Source organism: Streptomyces sp. NPDC048671 (assembly GCF_055587045.1).
Window position 1 is genome coordinate 100,182 of sequence record NZ_JBVJHB010000016.1, and the last position, 17,825, is coordinate 118,006.

18 protein-coding genes are annotated in these 17,825 nt (G+C 70.2%); 5 read left to right on the plus strand and 13 right to left on the minus strand.

What is annotated here, in order from left to right:
* Window positions 1-653: 653 nt before the first annotated feature.
* From ACZ6S6_RS29475 to ACZ6S6_RS29490, 4 genes are all read right to left on the minus strand, one after another.
* Window positions 654-2,291, minus strand: a complete 1,638-nt coding sequence (locus ACZ6S6_RS29475) for a hypothetical protein (RefSeq protein ID WP_469707705.1) — start codon at window positions 2,289-2,291, stop codon at window positions 654-656.
* A 244-nt stretch (window positions 2,292-2,535) separates the two neighbouring features.
* Entirely contained in the window at window positions 2,536-4,191 is a 1,656-nt protein-coding gene (locus tag ACZ6S6_RS29480) for a hypothetical protein (RefSeq protein ID WP_469707707.1), read from the minus strand.
* Window positions 4,192-4,388: 197 nt separating this feature from the next.
* A complete protein-coding gene (locus tag ACZ6S6_RS29485; RefSeq protein WP_362953966.1) occupies window positions 4,389-4,856 on the minus strand; it encodes an NUDIX hydrolase in 468 nt (155 codons plus the stop codon).
* 37 nt (window positions 4,857-4,893) lie between these two features.
* Window positions 4,894-5,571, minus strand: coding sequence for an alpha/beta hydrolase (locus ACZ6S6_RS29490; RefSeq protein ID WP_469707886.1), 678 nt, complete (start codon window positions 5,569-5,571; stop codon window positions 4,894-4,896).
* A gap of 197 nt (window positions 5,572-5,768) precedes the next feature.
* Here ACZ6S6_RS29490 and ACZ6S6_RS29495 point away from each other — a divergent pair, with 197 nt between their 5' ends.
* Window positions 5,769-6,923: an adenosine deaminase gene (locus ACZ6S6_RS29495; RefSeq protein ID WP_469707710.1), complete on the plus strand. Its 1,155-nt coding sequence runs from the start codon at window positions 5,769-5,771 to the stop codon at window positions 6,921-6,923.
* Between the two features lie 134 nt (window positions 6,924-7,057).
* Window positions 7,058-7,369, plus strand: a complete 312-nt coding sequence (locus ACZ6S6_RS29500; RefSeq protein WP_362953962.1) for a hypothetical protein — start codon at window positions 7,058-7,060, stop codon at window positions 7,367-7,369.
* Window positions 7,370-7,439: 70 nt separating this feature from the next.
* Here the strand turns inward: ACZ6S6_RS29500 and ACZ6S6_RS29505 are convergent, their stop codons facing one another.
* From ACZ6S6_RS29505 to afsQ1, 5 genes are all read right to left on the minus strand, one after another.
* Window positions 7,440-7,646: a PspC domain-containing protein gene (locus ACZ6S6_RS29505; protein WP_362953960.1), complete on the minus strand. Its 207-nt coding sequence runs from the start codon at window positions 7,644-7,646 to the stop codon at window positions 7,440-7,442.
* 93 nt (window positions 7,647-7,739) lie between these two features.
* Window positions 7,740-8,288 carry a VanZ family protein gene (locus ACZ6S6_RS29510; protein WP_362953958.1) on the minus strand — a complete coding sequence of 183 codons (549 nt, stop codon included), beginning with the start codon at window positions 8,286-8,288 and terminating at the stop codon, window positions 7,740-7,742.
* A 185-nt stretch (window positions 8,289-8,473) separates the two neighbouring features.
* Entirely contained in the window at window positions 8,474-9,088 is a 615-nt protein-coding gene (locus ACZ6S6_RS29515; protein ID WP_469707713.1) for a hypothetical protein, read from the minus strand.
* Window positions 9,088-10,626 carry a HAMP domain-containing sensor histidine kinase gene (locus ACZ6S6_RS29520; RefSeq protein ID WP_362953955.1) on the minus strand — a complete coding sequence of 513 codons (1,539 nt, stop codon included), beginning with the start codon at window positions 10,624-10,626 and terminating at the stop codon, window positions 9,088-9,090. Before ACZ6S6_RS29520 ends, ACZ6S6_RS29515 begins: the two co-directional genes overlap by 1 nt.
* Entirely contained in the window at window positions 10,623-11,300 is a 678-nt protein-coding gene (gene afsQ1, locus ACZ6S6_RS29525) for a two-component system response regulator AfsQ1 (RefSeq protein WP_026171255.1), read from the minus strand. Before afsQ1 ends, ACZ6S6_RS29520 begins: the two co-directional genes overlap by 4 nt.
* 192 nt (window positions 11,301-11,492) lie before the next feature.
* Here afsQ1 and ACZ6S6_RS29530 point away from each other — a divergent pair, with 192 nt between their 5' ends.
* Window positions 11,493-12,254 carry a SigE family RNA polymerase sigma factor gene (locus ACZ6S6_RS29530; protein WP_362953953.1) on the plus strand — a complete coding sequence of 254 codons (762 nt, stop codon included), beginning with the start codon at window positions 11,493-11,495 and terminating at the stop codon, window positions 12,252-12,254.
* A gap of 178 nt (window positions 12,255-12,432) precedes the next feature.
* Here the strand turns inward: ACZ6S6_RS29530 and ACZ6S6_RS29535 are convergent, their stop codons facing one another.
* Window positions 12,433-13,134, minus strand: coding sequence for a uridine kinase (locus tag ACZ6S6_RS29535; RefSeq protein WP_469707716.1), 702 nt, complete (start codon window positions 13,132-13,134; stop codon window positions 12,433-12,435).
* Window positions 13,135-13,245: 111 nt separating this feature from the next.
* Between ACZ6S6_RS29535 and ACZ6S6_RS29540 the strand changes: the two genes are divergently transcribed.
* On the plus strand, window positions 13,246-13,653 hold the full coding sequence (locus tag ACZ6S6_RS29540) for a hypothetical protein (RefSeq protein ID WP_469707718.1): 408 nt from the start codon (window positions 13,246-13,248) through the stop codon (window positions 13,651-13,653).
* Window positions 13,654-13,736: 83 nt separating this feature from the next.
* Here ACZ6S6_RS29540 and ACZ6S6_RS29545 read toward each other — a convergent pair whose 3' ends face one another.
* From ACZ6S6_RS29545 to deoC, 3 genes are read right to left on the minus strand one after another with little or no spacing between them, the layout of a single operon-like run.
* Entirely contained in the window at window positions 13,737-14,633 is an 897-nt protein-coding gene (locus tag ACZ6S6_RS29545) for an aldehyde dehydrogenase family protein (RefSeq protein WP_469707719.1), read from the minus strand.
* Entirely contained in the window at window positions 14,626-16,062 is a 1,437-nt protein-coding gene (locus tag ACZ6S6_RS29550; RefSeq protein WP_469707721.1) for an aldehyde dehydrogenase family protein, read from the minus strand. Before ACZ6S6_RS29550 ends, ACZ6S6_RS29545 begins: the two co-directional genes overlap by 8 nt.
* Window positions 16,063-16,067: 5 nt before the next feature.
* The gene (gene deoC, locus ACZ6S6_RS29555; RefSeq protein ID WP_362954201.1) at window positions 16,068-17,015 is read right to left on the minus strand and encodes a deoxyribose-phosphate aldolase; all 948 of its coding nucleotides are present in this window, start codon (window positions 17,013-17,015) and stop codon (window positions 16,068-16,070) included.
* 146 nt (window positions 17,016-17,161) lie between these two features.
* Here deoC and ACZ6S6_RS29560 point away from each other — a divergent pair, with 146 nt between their 5' ends.
* Window positions 17,162-17,800 carry a PH domain-containing protein gene (locus ACZ6S6_RS29560; RefSeq protein ID WP_362953945.1) on the plus strand — a complete coding sequence of 213 codons (639 nt, stop codon included), beginning with the start codon at window positions 17,162-17,164 and terminating at the stop codon, window positions 17,798-17,800.
* Window positions 17,801-17,825: the final 25 nt, after the last annotated feature.

Here is a 17,825-nt window from a genome sequence, read left to right on the forward strand (position 1 = left end):
GGGAGCAGCGACTGGCGTGCCGGATCGTCTCCGATCCCGTGGGGCCATCCCCACGTGTGCGGGGAGCAGCCCGTTGCATGGGCCGACATGGTGCAGGCGAAGGGACCATCCCCGCACGCGCGGGGAGCAGGACGGGGCACACCAGCCGCCGGACGCGACCAGGGGACCATCCCCGCACGCGCGGGGAGCAGTGGGCGACAACCTTTGTCAGTATGTGCTCGTCGGGACCATCCCCGCACGCGCGGGGAGCAGACTGCGCGACCTGCGGGTTTACGGCACGCGGCAGCAGTTTCCCATCAGCTTCAGGGAATCCGGCAAAACGTCCATGAGGCCTCGAATCGGATGGTGAATCACAGTGCCGCAAAGACAAGAACTTAGCCTCAGCCCACCACCCATGAGGCGCATACGCGAGAACGCACCCCGTATTTCCGCAAGCTTCGCCGCACCATCGTCCCGCGCCAGGCGGGGTTTCCCGTGCTCACGAAACATGACAACGGAGTGAGGCAGGCGCTCCCACCTCCGGCCCAGGCCTGATGGCCCCGAGCTCTCTCCCCGGCCGGCCGCGACAGCAGCCCTGAACAGGCCTGTCCGACCGCCGAGCGCCAGCCGACCGAAGGTCCACGACCGGTCGGCCGGCCACCACCCCCCGCCCCCTACCGCTTAAAGGTCACCTCCTTCGAGTCCTTCTCGCGGTCATACGTACCGGCGAAGCCCCAGTTCTTCCAGCCGCCGTCGCCGTTGTTGACGATGGTGCCGTTCTTGATGGAGAAGATGTCGACGCCGTCCACCACCGCGATGTGTTCGAGGCCGGAAACCCCGGAGAAGGAGAGGTCGTTGAAGTTCTTCACCGCGATGATGTTCGTGTCGGGGAAGGCGCGGCTGTACTCGTCGATGAGGGACTGGTTCAGCTCGGCGTCGTCGCCCGGCTTCTTGCCGGAGAAGTCGGTGCCGGGGTACGTCCCCTCCGTGTACTTCGGTGCGCCGTCGTTGAAGTTGACCGTCTCCGTGCCGGTGGAGGTGGAGTCGGCGTCCAGGTCAGCGGGTTCCGGCTGCTTGAACGTGGCTTCCGAGCCGTCGCGGGTGGAGTCGCCGTAGTAGGCCCAGTTGGTGTAGCCGCCGTCGCCGTCGTTGCTGAACTTGCCCTTGTCGAAGACGTACACGTCGAACACGGCCCGGCCCGAGGCGATGTCGTCGCCGGTCTCCTCGTCGTGGTATTTGGGGGAGTTCAGCCGGTACCGGCTCTCGTTGATGAACGAGTCCGGCTTCTCGACCCAGTGCGACGACTGCTCCGAGTGCATCGCGACCACGTTGTAGTCCGGGTAGCAGCGCCGCATGTCGTTCACGAGCATCCGGACCGCCTGCGCCGAACCCTCGTTGTCCAGCGGGGAGTATGTGTTGTAGTACCGGTTCCGGTCCGGTGGCTCCTCGCCCTCGATCTGGCAGCCCTCGTCGCCGGGCTTCCAGTCCTTCTTCCGCTTCGGGCGGGGCGGCTCGTTGAAGGTGACCGTGCGCTTGTCGTCGCTGATGTCGTAGTAGCCCTTGAACGCGCGGTTCTTCCAGCCGAGGTCGGCGTCGTCGGCCCAGGTGAACTTGCCGGTCTTGAACGCGTAGACGCGGTACGTCGTGCCGCTGATCTCCACGGTCGAGATCATCGCCGCGCCGTCCATCTGCTGGAGGTTTCCCTCGTGGGGCTGCGCGATGACGATGTTGTAGTCGGGGAGACAGTAGGAGAGGTCGTCGAGCGCCAGCTTGACGCGCTTCTCCTTGTTCTTCTCGTTGTTGACCTTGTCGACGATGAAGTTGACCAGGTACGAGTACCCCCAGGCGGCTGCCGTGCTGGTGGGGCCGTTGCCCGGGACGGAGATGTTCGAGCTCGATGACCGTTCACGCGGCTCGAAGCACAGGCTGGGGAGCGCGTTGCCCTTGCCGTCGGTCTTGCCGCCGGGCTTGTCGGACTCGTCGTCGGGCTTGCCGCCCGGTACGCCGCCGGAGTCGCCGGGCTGGTCGTCGGGGGCGCTGACGGACTCGATGGGTTCGGTGGGGTCTTCGCCGCCGGAATCGGAGCCGCCGTCGGTGACAGCGTTGTCATCGGCGCATTCGCCGCCGCCGCCCGTGGTGGCCGCGAGGCGGCAGATCTGTACGTGTGCGGAGCTGGTGATGTCGCCGCCGATGGTGGTGGCGACGATCGCGCCGACCACGGCGACGACGACCCCCAGCAGGGCCAGGTACTCGATCGCCGTCTGCCCCGTGCTCGTGCGTACGCCTCGGCGTATGCGTTCGCTCTGCTTCACGTGTCACCTCGTCGTGGTTCGCCCCCGAGCCACCGGGGGCGGGTCCGCCTGCCGGGACACGAACCGTAACGACGGCACCGGGGCCCACCGACAGTGCCCAAAGGCCCATACCGGGACCCAAATCGCGGATGCGTGCAAACGGGCAGGGCGTTCGCCCGTTTCCCGGCGGACCCCGGCCCCCGGACCCCGGGCCGTGCCGGGCGTCGCGCGGCCGGACGGGAGAGGGGGACTTCGTGGACACTCGCTAGCGCTTGAAGGTCACTTCGTTGGAGTCCTTGTCGCGGTCGTAGGTTCCGGTGAAGCCCCAGTTCTTCCAGCCGCCGTCGCCGTTGTTGATGACGGTGCCGTTCTTGACGGAGAAGATGTCGACCCCGTCCACCACCGCCAGGTGTTCGAGGCCCGACACCCCGGAGAAGGAGAAGTCGTTGAAGTTCTTCACCGCGATGATGTTCGTGTCGGGGAAGGCCCGGCCGTACTCGTCGATCAGGGACTGGGTGAGCTTGGAATCGTCGCCGGGTACCTTGCCGGCGTAGTCGGTACCGGGGTACGGCCGGTCGTCGTCCTTGTACTTCGGCGCCCCGTCGTTGAAGTTGACCGACTCGGTTCCCGAGGAGTTGGAGTCGGCCTCCAGGTCGGCGGGTTCCGGCTGTTCGAAGGTCACCTCCGAGCCGTCGCGGTCGAAGTCGCCGTAGAACGCCCAGTTGGTGTAGCCGCCGTCGCCGTCGTTGCTGAACTTGCCCTTGTCGAAGACGTACACATCGAACACGGCCCGGCCCGAGGCGATGTCGTCGCCGGTTTCCTGACTGTGGTATTCGGGGGAGTTCAGCCGGTACCGGCTCTCGTTGATGAACGAGTCCGGCTTCTCGACCCAGTGCGACGACTGCTCCGAGTGCATCGCGACCACGTTGTAGTCGGGGTAGCAGCGCCGCATGTCGTTTACCAGTCTGCGCACCGCCACCGACGAACCGTCGTTGTCCAGCGGGGAGTAGGTGTTGTAGTACCGGTCGCGGTCGGGCGGTTCCTGGCCCTCGATCTGGCAGCCCTCGTCGCCGGGCTTCCAGTCCTTCTTCCGCTTGGGGTGGGGCGGTTCCTGGAACGTGACGGTGTGCTTGTCCTCGCTGACGTCGTAGTAGCCCTTGAACGCGCGGTTCTTCCAGCCCAGCTCGGCGTTGTCGGCCCAGGTGAACTTGCCGGTCTTGAAGGCGTAGACGCGGTACGTCGTGCCGCTGATCTCGACAGTGTCGATCACCGCGGCGCCGTCCATCTGCTGGAGGTTTCCCTCGTGGGGCTGCGCGATGACGATGTTGTAGTCGGGGAGGCAGTAGGAGAGGTCGTCGAGCGCCTGCTTGACGCGCTTCTCCTTGTTCTTCTCGTTGCTGATCTTGTCGACGATGAAGTTGAGCAGTGTGGAGAACCCCCAGGCGGCCGTCTTGCCGAGGATCGAGTTGGCCCCGACGGATATCGACGAGTGCGTTGACCGTTCACGCGGCTCGGAGCACAGGCTGGGGAGCGCGTTCCCCTTGTTGTCGGTGGGCTTGTCGGTGGGCTTGTCGGTGGGTGTGGCGTCGGGTGTCTCGCCGGACCCGTCGTCGGACCCGTCGGGCTTGCCGCCCGGTACGCCGCCGGAGTCGACGGGTTCGCTGGGGTCTTCGCCGCCGGAGTCGGAGCCGCCGTCGGTGACAGCGTTGTCATCGGCGCATTCGCCGCCGCCGCCCGTCGTTGCCGCGAGGCGGCAGATCTGTACGTGTGCGGAGCTGGTGATGTCGCCGCCGATGGTGGTGGCGACGATCGCGCCGACCACGGCGACGACGACCCCCAGCAGGGCCAGGTACTCGATCGCCGTCTGCCCCGTACTCGCGCGTGTGCGTGTGCTGTGGCGTACCCGTTCTCTGCAGTTCACGTGACACCTCGTCGTGGCTCGCCAGAGTCACCGGGGGCGATCCACCCGCCGGGACGCGAACCGTAGCGATGCCACCGGGGCCCACCGACAGTGCCCAAAGGCCCATATCAGGACCCAAATCGCGGATCCGTGCAGACGGGCAGGGCGTTCGCCCGTTTCCCGGCGGGCCGACCCTGCTGCCGGACGCCGCACTCGCCTCAGTGCTGGACCAGGCCACCGACCGGTACGGGCGCGACGTGGCCGGTCGCCGGAGCGGTTCGTTCCAGGTCGAGGCCGACATCGATGAGCGATGACCGGCGCAGGGAGGCGACATCGGGGACGGGGGTCCAGACGGACTCGGCGATCTCGCCGTCCGGCTCGGGCCGCAGCCGGCCGCCGGTGATGCGGACCCGGTAGAACACGCCGACGTTCTGGTGCTCGATCCCCGTCCGCGCCTCGGCCGGCGGGATCACCCGGGAGTCCACGCCCAGCAGGCGTTCGACCACCGCGTCGCAGCCGGTCTCCTCCGCGACCTCCCGGATCACCGCGTCGAACGGATCCTCCCCCTGCTCGACCCCGCCGCCCGGAAGGGTCCAGGTGCTCGTACCGTTCGCCGATACGTGACGGGCCAGCAGCACCCGTCCGTCCTCGACGCACACGGCGTACGCCGCCAGCCGGAGACTCATCCCCCGTACCTCCTGTCTGATCCTGTCCAACTCGCCGTCAGTGCCCCAGTGACTTCCCGAACCCCGCCGCCAGCGGCATCCGCAGACCCAGTGGCGGCGGGGCCGCCAGGGCGTCGGCGACCGGGCGGGCGTAGGCGTGGGCGAAGAGCGAGCCGCGGATGAAGTCCGCTGCCAGGGCGGTCACTTCGCTGTGGTGCTGGCGCAGGGCGTGGCCGTCCGAGTGGACCTCGAAGCGGCAGGTGTCGCGGTTGGACTTCTTGGCGCGCTCCGCGAGGCGGAAGGAGAGTTCGGGGTCGGCGCGGGCGTCGTTGGTGCCGTGCACCAGCAGGACCCGACGGCCGACCAGGTGTTTCACCGGCTCCGGCTCGGCGTCCGGGTCGGCGGGCAGCCAGGGGGCCAGGGCGAGCACCGCGCCGACCGCCGGGTGGCCGCCCGCGCGCAGGGCCGCGCGGCCGCCCATGCCGTGGCCGGCCAGGCAGACCGGGACGTCGCCGTAGCGGCGTACCACCTCCTCCACCGCCCACTCGGCGTCCGCCGCGAGCCGCGCGTCCGACGTGTTCCAGCCGCGGCAGCCGTAGCGGACGACGTGCGCGGTGAGGCCGTCGTCCCGGCCCGCGCGGGCCAGGGTGCGGGCCAGTGGGATCTGGAGGGCGTACGAGAGGGGGGAGGGGCGGCGGTGCGAGTCGGGCTCGCCGTCCGGGAGCAGCAGAACCACACCGCTGACCGCGGTCGGTGCTCCGGCCGTTCTGACGGCCCGTCCCAGCCTCGCAGCAGGCAGGGGTAGTGCGCGCTGTGCCATGACGTAACAGTCTCAGAAGGACAGGTGTACACCACCCGTATTCACGGTCACTGTTACGCATCGACGAGCGGCGCCCAGCAGCGCTCTACGCGCGTAGGCGTTAGAGTGCGTGGATGATGAGCCCGACCCTCAATGTGCCCGGCCAGGATCAGATCCGGCGTGCGCCCAAGGTTCTTCTCCACGACCACCTCGACGGCGGACTGCGCCCCGGGACGATCGTGGACCTCGCCGCGGCGAACGGATACGAAGGACTCCCGGAGAGCGAGCCCGACAAGCTCGGCATCTGGTTCCGGGAAGCCGCCGACTCCGGGTCGCTGGAGCGGTACCTGGAGACGTTCGCCCACACCTGCGCCGTCATGCAGACCCGTGACGCGCTGGTCCGGGTCGCCGCCGAGTGCGCGGAGGACCTGGCCGCGGACGGTGTCGTGTACGCCGAGATCCGGTACGCCCCCGAGCAGCACCTGGAAGCCGGGCTCTCCCTCGAAGAGGTCGTCGAGGCGGTCAACGAGGGCTTCCGCGAGGGCGAGCTGCGGGCCCGCCGGGACGGCAACCGGATCCGGGTGGGCGCCCTGCTCACCGCGATGCGGCACGCCGCCCGCTCGCTGGAGATCGCCGAACTCGCCAACAGCTACCGGGAGCAGGGCGTCGTCGGCTTCGACATCGCCGGCGCCGAGGCGGGCTTCCCGCCCACCCGGCACCTCGACGCCTTCGAGTACCTGAAGCGCGAGAACAACCACTTCACCATCCACGCGGGCGAGGCCTTCGGGCTGCCGTCGATCTGGCAGGCCATCCAGTGGTGCGGCGCCGACCGGCTCGGCCACGGCGTCCGCATCATCGACGACATCGAGGTCGCCGAGGACGGCAGCGTGAAGCTGGGCCGCCTCGCCTCCTACGTACGGGACAAGCGCATCCCGCTGGAGCTGTGCCCGACCTCCAACCTCCAGACCGGCGCCGCCGCCTCGTACGCCGAGCACCCCATCGGGCTGCTGCGCAGGCTGCACTTCCGGGCCACCGTGAACACGGACAACCGGCTGATGAGCGGTACGAGCATGAGCCAGGAATTCGAGAAGCTGACCGAGACATTCGGATACACGCTCGACGACATGCAGTGGTTCACAGTCAATGCGATGAAATCAGCATTCATTCCTTTCGATGAACGTCTGGCGATGATCAGCGACGTCATCAAGCCCGGATACGCCGAGCTGAAGTCCGAATGGCTCTTCGAGCAGACCGCTGCGACCAGCGTTTCCACCTCCGTCGCCGGCTGATCGGACCCTCCGCGAAAACGGCCGGGAAGGCGAATCCCGGCCGTTTTCGTGTTTTCTCGATGTTTGCGGGACGGGCATGGAAATGGCTACGTTGCAGAGCCGCTCACATCCCCTTCCCCAAGGATGAAATTCACATGAAGCAGTCTGCTGTCAGGACTCTCGGCGTCGCCGCTGTCGGTGCCGCCTTCGCCGCTGCCGCCGCCGGCACCGCTTCGGCCTCCGCACTGCCGCTCGACACCGCGAGCGCCCTGCCCGTCGCCGGCGCGCTGGCGAACGTCACCTCGACCCTGCCGGTCCAAGACACCGCCACGGACCTCCTCGGCACCAGCCAGACGAAGGTCGTCAAGGACGTCACCGCCCCCGCCAAGGGCCTCCTCGGCGGTCTGCCCACGGGCGGCCTGAACACCGGCGGCCTGTCGGCCAACGGCCTGCCGCTCGGCCGCTGACACCCGTACGTCACACGCCTGTGGGCGGGCACCCCGGCCGGGGTGCCCGCCCACAAGCGTGTGTACGGGGCTACCAGGCATCGGTGGCGGACGACGACCGCTCCTCGGGGAACAGCACCCACAGCGCCAGGTACAGCAGGAACTGCGGGCCCGGCAGCAGGCACGAGACGACGAAGATGACGCGCATGGTCCCCGCGGAGGTGCCGAAGCGCTGTGCCAGCGCCGCGCACACTCCACCGATCATGCGTCCGTCACGGGGGCGGGCAAGTGCGGCCATGGTGGGCTCCTTCGCGAACCGTTGACGGGGAGCGAGTCCGTTGTACTCCCGGTACATCCATGGTGACTCGCCGAGCAGGTGCGATGCATCGGTCTACGGGGCGACGCCGACCCTGGGAATCGTCGGGGTCGCCCCTTGGGGGACCTCATGGCCGGCCGAGGGCAGCACCCGGATCCGGCGCTGCTTGCGGTGGCGCAGCCGCGCCCGGCACGCCGGGACGAACAGCACGTGGGCGAGCGCGACGCCGACCGTGTTCAGGATCAGTGAGTCGACGTCGACGACCTGGCCGGGCACCCCGGTCTGGCCCAGTTCGATGCCCAGCGAGATCAGTGACCCGGCCGCGACCGTACGGGCGAGCGAGGCCCACGGCGAGACGAAGAGCCGGCCCCCGGCCATCGGCAGCAGTACACCCAGGGGCGCCAGCAGCAGGAGGCCCCCGCCGATCCGGCGGGTGGCGGCGGCCGGGCCCATGGCCAGGTCCGCCTTGATGCCGGCGAACGGCTGGAGGTTGGCGGCGGTCATCCACGGCACGTCCAGCGGGCGAAGAGTCAGCCACCCGACGAGCAGCAGATGCGCGAGGAGGAGGAACACTCCGACCGCGCGGAAGCGGATGACGGCTTGGCCGCCCGAACCTTGACGCACGTTCCCCAAGACGCGGGCAGCGGCAGGATCGGTTCCGCTCCCGCGGGGGAGACCTGGCTCACCGTGCGGGCCGGGGCCCGGCGGCGGGCGCTCACGACAGCCGGACCGCGCCGGCGGCCGGGGTTGAGCGGTGCGCGCTCACGACAGCCGGACCGCGCCGGCGGCCGCGCCCGAGCGGCACGCGCTCACGACAGCCGGAACACGCCCAGGGCCGGTACCGCCTTCGGGCTGGCCTTCGTCTCCGCGGTGCACAGATAGTCGCGCGGCGCGTACGCCCCCGGGCCGCCGAGCATCACCGTGCCGTCCCGGACGAGCTGCTCGCTCTCCGCGTACGTACAGACGATCTGGGCCAGCGCCTCGGGTGTCAGGTCCTCCGGCTGCGCGCTGAGCCGCAGCGCGCCCTTCGGGTCGCCCGCGCGCGGCCCGCCGACCCGCAGCGTCGACGGGACCTCCGTGGAGAAGCCCGCCTGCCGCTCGGGGCCCGGGGGCTCCCTCCGCAGCTCGTCCAGGAGGGCGACGGCGACAGTGACCGGGTCGGACTTCGCCTCCTGGACCCGGACCGTGCGGTCGACCGTGACGAGCTGCGAGTTGCAGAGGAGATAGATCTCCGCGGCGGTGCTCAGCCGGGGCTCGGCGGTGGCGTCCGGCGCGGGCATCGTGCACGGCACCCGGGACGGTGCGGGCCCCGCGTCGACCGGCACCGATGTCGTCCTGATCCCGCAGCCCGCGACCAGTACCGCGCAGAGCGCGGCTCCGGCCACCGCCGCGACGGGGCGTCGGCCCCGGCGTTCGCTGCGCATCACGTCGCGTCGTCCTCCTCGTCCGGGATCTCCGCGTCGGGGCCCTCGGCGGTGCCGCTCAGCGCCTCCGCGTCGCGCGGCAGGCGCAGTACGAACACCGCCCCGTCGCCGTCCGGCGAGTTCGCGGCGGTGATGTCACCGCCGTGGATGTGCGCGTTCTCCATGGCGATCGACAGTCCGAGACCGCTGCCCTCGGACCGCGGCCGGGAGGCACTGGCCTTGTAGAAGCGGTCGAACACATGGGGCAGTACGTCCTCGGGGATACCGGGACCGTGGTCGCGGACCTCGATGACCAGCTCGTCGCCCTCGGTCCGTACCGCGACCCGGACCGGCGAACCGCCGTGCTTCAGCGCGTTGCCGATCAGGTTCGCCAGGATCACGTCGAGCCGGCGCGGATCGAGGCGGACCATCATGCCGCGCTCGGCGTCCAGATCCACCGCGTCCAGCCAGGCGCGGACGTCTATGCAGGCCGTCACCTGGTCGGCGACGTCGACGGTGTCCAGGACCAGCCGGGCCGTGCCCGCGTCGAAGCGGGTGACCTCCATCAGGTTCTCCACCAGGTCGTTGAGCCGCCGGGTCTCGCTGACCACCAGGTGCACGGCCGGCGCGATCATCGGGTCGAGGTTGTCGGCCTCGTCCTCCAGCACCTCCGCGACCGCGGTGATCGCGGTGAGCGGGGTGCGCAGCTCGTGCGACATGTCGGCAACGAAGCGGCGGCTGGACTCCTCCCGCGCGGTCATGTCCGCGACCTTCTTCTCCAGGGAGCTCGCCGTTCTGTTGAACGTCCGGGAGAGATCGGCCAGTTCATCGGTCCCGGACACCACGAGCCGGGTGTCGAGCTTGCCCTCGCCGAGCTTGCGGGCGGCGTCGCCGAGGCGCTGCACCGGACGCAGCACGGTCGTCGCGGCGGCCTGGGCGAGCAGGGCGGAGCCGACGAGAGCGAGCGCGGTGGCGATCCCCAGTGACCAGGCGAGGGAGTTCAGATCCTGCCGCTCCTGGTCGAGGGACTTGAGCATGTAGCCGGTCGGGCCACCGCCGATGATCTTCGTACCGCCGACGAGATACGGCGTGCCGCGGATCGAGGTCCGCTGCCAGAACAGGTGATACGAGTACTTGTTGCCCGCCTTGACCGGCCGCTTCCTGGCGACCTGCTCCTGGAGCGACAGCGGCACGTTGTCCCGGGTGAAGGTGTCCACGTCGGAGTTGCCGACGATCGGCTTGCCCGGATCGCGCTCGTCGATGAGCAGCACGCTGTAACCGGGGCTGCTGCTCGCCATCTGCGCGGCGGCGTGGTCCAGATCGTCCTTGGTGGGGCTGGTCGGCAGCGAGGCCGCCCGGTTCTGCATCTCCTGGCGGAAGTCCCCGAGCGCCGAGTCCTGGGTGCGGGTCAGCACCGCCTCGCGGTTCAGCCAGTACGCGATCCCGGACGCGGACACCGCGGCGGTCAGCGCCACCAGCGCGAACACGACGACGAGCCGCAACCGCAGGCTGGTCCAGCGGAGCCCGGCGAGCAGGCCCCGCCGCACAGCCGTGCTCACTGCGGCGAGTCCAGCCGGTATCCCACGCCCCGCACGGTACGGATCAGGGTCGGCGAGGACGGCACGTCCTCCACCTTCGCGCGCAGCCGCTGGACGCAGGCGTCCACCAGCCGGGAGTCGCCGAGATAGTCGTGTTCCCAGACCAGCCGCAGCAGCTGCTGCCGGGACAGGGCCTGGCCGGGGCGGCGGCTCAGTTCGAGCAGGAGGCGCAGCTCGGTCGGCGTGAGCTGCAGATCCTCCCCGTTCTTGGTGACCGTCATCGCGGACCGGTCGATCACCACGTTCCCGAACGTCGCGGAGTCCGTGGACTCGCGCTCGCCCCGGCGCAGCACCGCGCGGATCCGGGCGTCGAGCACCCGGCCCTGTACGGGTTTCACCACGTAGTCGTCGGCACCGGACTCCAGTCCGACCACGACGTCGATGTCGTCGCTGCGCGCGGTGAGCAGAATGATCGGCAACTGGTCGGTGCGCCGGATGCGCCGGCACACCTCGAATCCGTCGATTCCGGGCAGCATCACATCCAGTACGACCAGGTCGGGCCGCTGTTCTCGCAGCAGGTTGAGGCCGTCCTCTCCCGTCGCCGCGGTGGCCACACGGTGGCCCTGGCGTGACAGCGAGAGTTCGAGGGCCGTGCGGATGGCGTCGTCGTCCTCGATCAGCAACAGGAAAGGCACGCTGGTCATTCTGACCCATGGGGGAGCCCTAGTTCGACAGTTGGTCCCCCCTTATGCATCCGGCACCCCCGGATCGCACTCACGCCGGGCCCTGTGACAGGCCTGTGACAGTCGGGGGACAGCGCCATGAAACTGCCCCGGCAAGCTCGTTGACACAAGGAACGGACGGACTCCACCGACGGGGGGCGCGAGATGAACGCAACTCACAGCATCACCGCAAGCGCAGTTGTCACGCGTCTCCACGACGTCGGGCGGACCGCCGAGAAGTCCGGCGCCGCATTGAACGGACGGGGGTGCGTTCGTGGCGCCGGGCGTCAGCACCCGTCGTACATGACGGTGGTCGACGCACCTGCCCCAACGGGCGGGAGCAACGGGGGAAGCACGTACGGGGAGGCCATGGGGGAGCGGCAGGCCCCGGCGCGGGACGAGGACGCCGAAGCGGTGTTCACGGCCTACGTCAGGGAACGCCGTGCCTCCCTGTACGCCACCGCCTATCACCTGACCGGCGACCGGTTCGAGGCCGAGGACCTGCTGCAGAGCGCCCTCTTCTCGACGTACCGGGCATGGGACCGGATCAGTGACAAGGCGGCGGTCGGCGGCTATCTGCGCCGCACCATGACCAATCTGCACATCAGCGCCTGGCGCAGGCGCAAGCTGAACGAATACCCGACCGAGGAGCTGCCGGAGACGGCGGGCGACACGGACGCGATGCGCGGTACCGAGCTGCGTGCCGTGCTCTGGCAGGCGCTGGCGCGGCTGCCGGAGCTCCAGCGCACGATGCTGGTCCTGCGGTACTACGAGGGCCGTACGGACCCGGAGATCGCGTCCATCCTCGACATCAGTGTCGGCACGGTGAAGTCCAGCATCTGGCGGTCACTCCGCCGGATGCGTGAGGACGAGGTCCTCAGCTTCGGCCGTGACGAGGAGGAGTCCTTCGGCGAGCTGGTGGCCTGAGGCGACGGGGGGACACGGGGGATACGGGGAACGGGGGAAACGGGGTCGCTGCTTCGGGGGAGGCGGCGGCGCACGGGGGAAATACGCCGACGGGGTCGGACAGGCCGGGGGGTCCTGTCCGGCCCCGTCGGCGTTGCCGGGCGTACCGGCCGGGGCGCTGCCCCCGTACCCCCGCTCCTCAATCGCCGGAGGGGCTCGATGTGGCGGCGGAGGGGCTTGTTCCGAGTGCTGACGGGGTACGGCAGCGGCCCGCCGCGGCGGCGACCAGCCGGCCCAGCGCCTCCTCCTTGCCGCAGGGGTACGCCCCCAGTTCGGCCTGGCGTGCCACGATCCGCCGCTCGGCCCGCATCAGCCGCCAGCCCCGCCGCAGCAGGAACGGCATGGACTTGCGGCCCTCGCGCAGGTCCCGCAGCAGCCGGCGGCGGAACGTCGTCGTCGGGCGGCCGCGCAGGCACAGGGCGTCCGCGAGCACCCCCAGCGACCGGCACCGCTCGACGACGTCCGCGGCGAAGATGCCCTCGGCCACGAAGAGCGAGGCGCGCTCGATGTGCAGGACCTCGTGCCCGGTGCGGGAGCTGGTGGCGATGTCGTACAGCGGCACATCGGTGCGGCCGGTGCGGCACAGCGCGGTGATCGCGGCGACCGCGGCGTCGGCGTCCCAGGACCGCGCGGAGTCCCAGTCGATGTCCGTGCTGCCGGGGACGAGCGGCAGCGTGGGGTCGCCGGCCTCCTTGTAGAAGTCGTCCAGCCGCAGCACCGGAAGGCCGGTGCGGGCGGCGAGGGAAGACTTGCCGGAGCCGGAAGGGCCCGTCAGCAGGACGACGCGGGTCGAAAGCGCATGGGAACTCACAGGACACGAGTGTGAGGCATTGACCCGCACAGGGGATCCCCCGGTACCTGTGTTGGTGTCCGGCAGCACACCTCAACTACGCTGTGCGTCCAGACGATTACTCGATTGATGGTTCGATCGGCCCGATCAGGTGGGAAATCCATGGCACGTCACGCACTTTCCAAGTCCCGGCGCCGCGCTCTGCTGCGGGCAGGCCTGACCGTCACCGCGGTGGGCGCCGCCCTCGGCGCGGGGGGTGCGGCGGCCCAGGCGGCGCCGCTGCCCGTCGTTCCGGCCACGGGCTCCGACAGCACCGGCCTCGGCGCGGCCACCCACGCCGCGGGCGGGGCGGTGGCCGGGGCGCTCGACAACAGCATCGCGCCCGTGACGCATCTGCGGCTCGACCCGCTGGCCGGCACCGGCACCGACCCGCTGGACAACGCGGTGGGGACCCAGGTCGCCGACTTCAAGCCGGTCTCCACGGCCCAGCTCACCGACCCGGTGACCAGCGGCGGCGCGCTGAAGGACCTGCCCCTGGTGGGGCAGGTCACCGGGCTGCTGCACAGCTGACACGGAGGTGGCCCGTGCCCCGGGGACTCCGGGGCACGGGCCACACTCACGGGTGCGTCAGACGGGCCACGCCCGCGGATGCGTCAGTACGAGGAGCCCGACACGCCCAGTGCGCCCGTCGGGTGCCAGACCGTCTTGGTCTCCAGGAACGCGGTGAGCCGGTGCGTACCCGGATCGGCCGACCAGTCGGTCCCGTCCACGGCCTTCGGACGGTGGACCCGCTTCAGGTTGTCGGCCGCCGCGATCTCCAGCTCCTTCGCCAGATCCGCGTCGGCGCCCGTGAGGTCGATGCCGTTCACGTCCTGGTGGGAGGCGAGCGGCGCGGCGATCTCCGCGGTCTTCCCGGAGAGGATGTTGACCACGCCCCCCGGCAGGTCCGAGGTGGCCAGCACCTCGCCCAGCGACAGGGCGGGCAGCGGGGCGTCCGCCGAGGCGACGACGACCGCGGTGTTGCCCGTGGCGATCACCGGGGCGACCACCGAGACCAGGCCCAGGAACGACGAGGCCTGCGGGGCCAGGACCGTGACCACACCGGTCGGCTCGGAGGTGGAGAGGTTGAGGAAGGGGCCCGCGACCGGGTTCACCGCGCCCGCGATCTGGCCGATCTTGTCGGTCCAGCCCGCGTACCAGACCCAGCGGTCCACCGCCGCGTCCACGACGGCGGCGGCCTTCGACTTCGAGAGGCCCTCGGCCTCCGCCACCTCCCGTACGAACTGCTCCCGGCGGCCCTCCAGCATCTCCGCGACGCGGTAGAGGACCTGGCCGCGGTTGTACGCGGTCGCGCCCGACCAGCCGCCGAACGCCTTGCGGGCGGCCACGACCGCGTCGCGGGCGTCCTTGCGGGACGACTGGGGCGCGTTGGCCAGCCACTTGCCCTTGGAGTCGGACACCTCGTACACCCGGCCGCTCTCGGAGCGGGGGAACTTGCCCCCGACGTACAGCTTGTAGGTCTTGAAGACGCTCAGTCGTCCGTCAGACATCGAGGTAGGCCTCCAGACCGTGGCGGCCGCCTTCGCGGCCGAAGCCCGACTCCTTGTAGCCGCCGAACGGCGAGGTCGGGTCGAACTTGTTGAACGTGTTGGCCCAGACGACGCCCGCCCGGAGCTTGTTCGCCACCGCGAGGATGCGGGAGCCCTTCTCCGTCCAGATGCCGGCCGAGAGGCCGTACTGGCTGTTGTTGGCCTTGGCGACCGCCTCGTCCGGAGTGCGGAACGACAGGACCGACAGCACCGGGCCGAAGATCTCGTCGCGGGCGACGGTGTGTGCCTGGGTGACGTCGGTGAACAGCGTCGGGGGGAACCAGTAGCCCGATGAGGGCAGTTCGCAGGGGGCCGACCAGCGCTCGGCGCCCTCGGCCTCGCCGGTCTCGACGAGCGCGGTGATCCGGGAGAGCTGCTCCGCGGAGTTGATCGCGCCGATGTCGGTGTTCTTGTCCAGCGGGTCGCCCAGGCGCAGCGTGGTCAGCCGGCGCTTGAGGGCGTCCAGCACCTCGTCCTGGACCGACTCCTGCACGAGGAGCCGTGAGCCCGCGCAGCAGACCTGGCCCTGGTTGAAGAAGATGCCGGTGACGATGCCCTCGACGGCCTGGTCGATGGGGGCGTCGTCGAAGACGATGTTGGCGCCCTTGCCGCCCAGCTCCAGGGTGGCCTTCTTGTCCGTGCCCGCGATGGACCGGGCGATGGCCTTGCCGACGGCGGTCGAGCCGGTGAACGCGACCTTGTCGATGTCGCCGTGCTCGACGAGGGCCTGGCCCGCGTCCCCGTAGCCCGTGAGGATGTTGACGACACCCCTGGGCAGCCCGGCCTGGCGGCAGATGTCCGCGAAGAAGAGCGCGGAGAGCGGGGTCGTCTCGGCGGGCTTGAGGACCACGGTGTTGCCGGTGGCGAGCGCCGGGGCGATCTTCCACGCGAGCATCAGCAGCGGGAAGTTCCACGGGATGATCTGGCCCGCGACGCCGAGCGGACGCGGGTTCGCGCCATAGCCCGCGTGGTCCAGCTTGTCGGCCCAGCCCGCGTAGTAGAAGAAGTGCGCGGCGACCAGCGGGAGGTCCGCGTCACGGGTCTCCTTGATCGGCTTGCCGTTGTCCAGGGTCTCCAGGACGGCCAGTTCGCGCGAGCGCTCCTGGATGATCCGGGCGATCCGGAACAGGTACTTGGCGCGCTCGGAGCCGGGCAGCGCCGACCACTTCTCGAACGCCCTGCGGGCCGCCTTCACGGCCCGGTCCACGTCCTCGGTGCCGGCGCGGGCGACCTCGGAGAGGACCTCCTCGCTGCTCGGCGAGAGCGTCTTGAAGACCTTGCCGTCGGCGGCCTCGGTGAACTCGCCGTCGATGAACAGGCCGTACGAGGGCGCGATGTCGACGACCGAACGCGACTCGGGGGCGGGTGCGTACTCGAATGCAGATGCCATGGGGATCAGTCCACCGTCACGTAATCGGGGCCGGAGTAACGGCCGGTGCTGAGCTTCTGGCGCTGCATCAGCAGGTCGTTCAGCAGGCTGGAGGCGCCGAAGCGGAACCAGTGGTTGTCCAGCCAGTCCTCGCCCGCCGTCTCGTTCACCAGGACCAGGAACTTGATGGCGTCCTTGGAGGTGCGGATGCCGCCGGCCGGCTTCACACCGATCTGGACGCCGGTCTGCGCACGGAAGTCGCGCACTGCCTCCAGCATCAGCAGGGTGTTCGCGGGCGTGGCGTTGACCCCGACCTTGCCGGTCGACGTCTTGATGAAGTCCGCGCCCGCCAGCATCCCGAGCCAGGAGGCCCGCCGGATGTTGTCGTACGTGGACAGCTCGCCGGTCTCGAAGATCACCTTCAGCCGGGCCCGGCCGCACTCGGCCTTCACGGCGAGGATCTCCTCGTACACCTTCAGATAGCGGCCGGAGAGGAAGGCACCCCGGTCGATCACCATGTCGATCTCGTCGGCCCCGGCGGCGACGGCGTCGCGGACGTCCGCGAGCTTCACGTCGAGCGCGGCCCGGCCGGCCGGGAAGGCCGTCGCGACGGACGCCACCTTCACGCCGGAGCCGGCCAGGGCGGCGACCGCGGTCGCCGCCATGTCGGGATAGACGCAGACGGCGGCGGTGCGCGGGGCCGTGCGGTCGGTGGGATCGGGATTGACGGCCTTGGCGGCGAGCGCCCGGACCTTGCCCGGGGTGTCCGCGCCTTCCAGCGTCGTCAGGTCGATCATCGAAATGGCGAGGTCGATGGCGTACGCCTTGGCCGTCGTCTTGATCGAACGGGTTCCGAGCGAGGCGGCGCGCGCTTCGAGGCCGACGGCGTCGACGCCGGGCAGCCCGTGCAGGAAGCGGCGCAGCGCACTGTCGGACGCCGTCGCGTCGGCGAATGCTGGTGCAGTGGTGGGCATGGTCACCAGATGAGCATATCTACGCGCGTAGCGGCCTGTACAGGGGCCCACGCCGTTCGCGTATCGCACGGCTCCACGACGCCGGGCGAACGGCGGACGGGCAGCCGCCCCCGCATCCCTTGCGCCCGTCAGGCAGAATCGGGCTCATGACGAGCCCCACGCCCCCCGCCGAGCCCACCTACGCCGACCGGACGTTCCGGTCGCCCGCCGGGCTGGTCGGGGGCGCCCTGCTGCTCCTGCTCATCCTCTGGATCGGCCTGGACGCCGCGATCCGGGGCGAGGGCCGGGTGCCGTGGCTGGCGCTGGCCGGGCTGCTCACCGCGATCCCGCTGGTGATCGCCTTCACCCTGCGCCCCGTGGTGTTCGCCAACGAGCGGCGCATCCGGATCCGCAACCCGTTCCGCACGATCACGCTGCCGTGGACCGACGTCGCGAACGTGCGGGCGAGCTACTCCAGCGAGCTGTTCACGCAGGACGGCACGAAGTACCAGCTCTGGGCGGTGCCGGTCTCGCTGCGGCAGCGCAAGAAGGCCGCCCGCCGGCAGTCCCGCAAGTCGATGGACGACCCCTACGGCAGGACGTCGGTGACCGCCGACGTGCATGCCACCAAGGCGATGACCGCGGGCACCGACCAGGCCGTGGTGGACCTGCGTGAGCTCGCCGAGCGGGCGGGCGAGACACCCGTGGCGGGGGACGTCGTCGCGTCGGTGCGCTGGGCGTACGAGGTGATCGCGCCGGCCGTGGTGGGCGCGGTGCTGCTGGTGGTGCTGGGCGCGACCGGCTGAGAGCGACGGGGGCCGGAGGGGCGTC

Bases quoted from the DNA above. Each gene is read 5' to 3' on its own strand.
- ACZ6S6_RS29545 (WP_469707719.1), bottom strand. From the start codon at position 14,633: ATGTCTGACGGACGACTGAGCGTCTTCAAGACCTACAAGCTGTACGTC.
- ACZ6S6_RS29530 (WP_362953953.1), top strand. From the start codon at position 11,493: ATGAACGCAACTCACAGCATCACCGCAAGCGCAGTTGTCACGCGTCTC.
- ACZ6S6_RS29550 (WP_469707721.1), bottom strand. From the start codon at position 16,062: ATGGCATCTGCATTCGAGTACGCACCCGCCCCCGAGTCGCGTTCGGTC.
- ACZ6S6_RS29540 (WP_469707718.1), top strand. From the start codon at position 13,246: ATGGCACGTCACGCACTTTCCAAGTCCCGGCGCCGCGCTCTGCTGCGG.
- ACZ6S6_RS29515 (WP_469707713.1), bottom strand. From the start codon at position 9,088: ATGCGCAGCGAACGCCGGGGCCGACGCCCCGTCGCGGCGGTGGCCGGA.
- ACZ6S6_RS29485 (WP_362953966.1), bottom strand. From the start codon at position 4,856: ATGAGTCTCCGGCTGGCGGCGTACGCCGTGTGCGTCGAGGACGGACGG.
- ACZ6S6_RS29495 (WP_469707710.1), top strand. From the start codon at position 5,769: ATGATGAGCCCGACCCTCAATGTGCCCGGCCAGGATCAGATCCGGCGT.
- deoC (WP_362954201.1), bottom strand. From the start codon at position 17,015: ATGCCCACCACTGCACCAGCATTCGCCGACGCGACGGCGTCCGACAGT.
- ACZ6S6_RS29505 (WP_362953960.1), bottom strand. From the start codon at position 7,646: ATGGCCGCACTTGCCCGCCCCCGTGACGGACGCATGATCGGTGGAGTG.
- ACZ6S6_RS29560 (WP_362953945.1), top strand. From the start codon at position 17,162: ATGACGAGCCCCACGCCCCCCGCCGAGCCCACCTACGCCGACCGGACG.
- ACZ6S6_RS29500 (WP_362953962.1), top strand. From the start codon at position 7,058: ATGAAGCAGTCTGCTGTCAGGACTCTCGGCGTCGCCGCTGTCGGTGCC.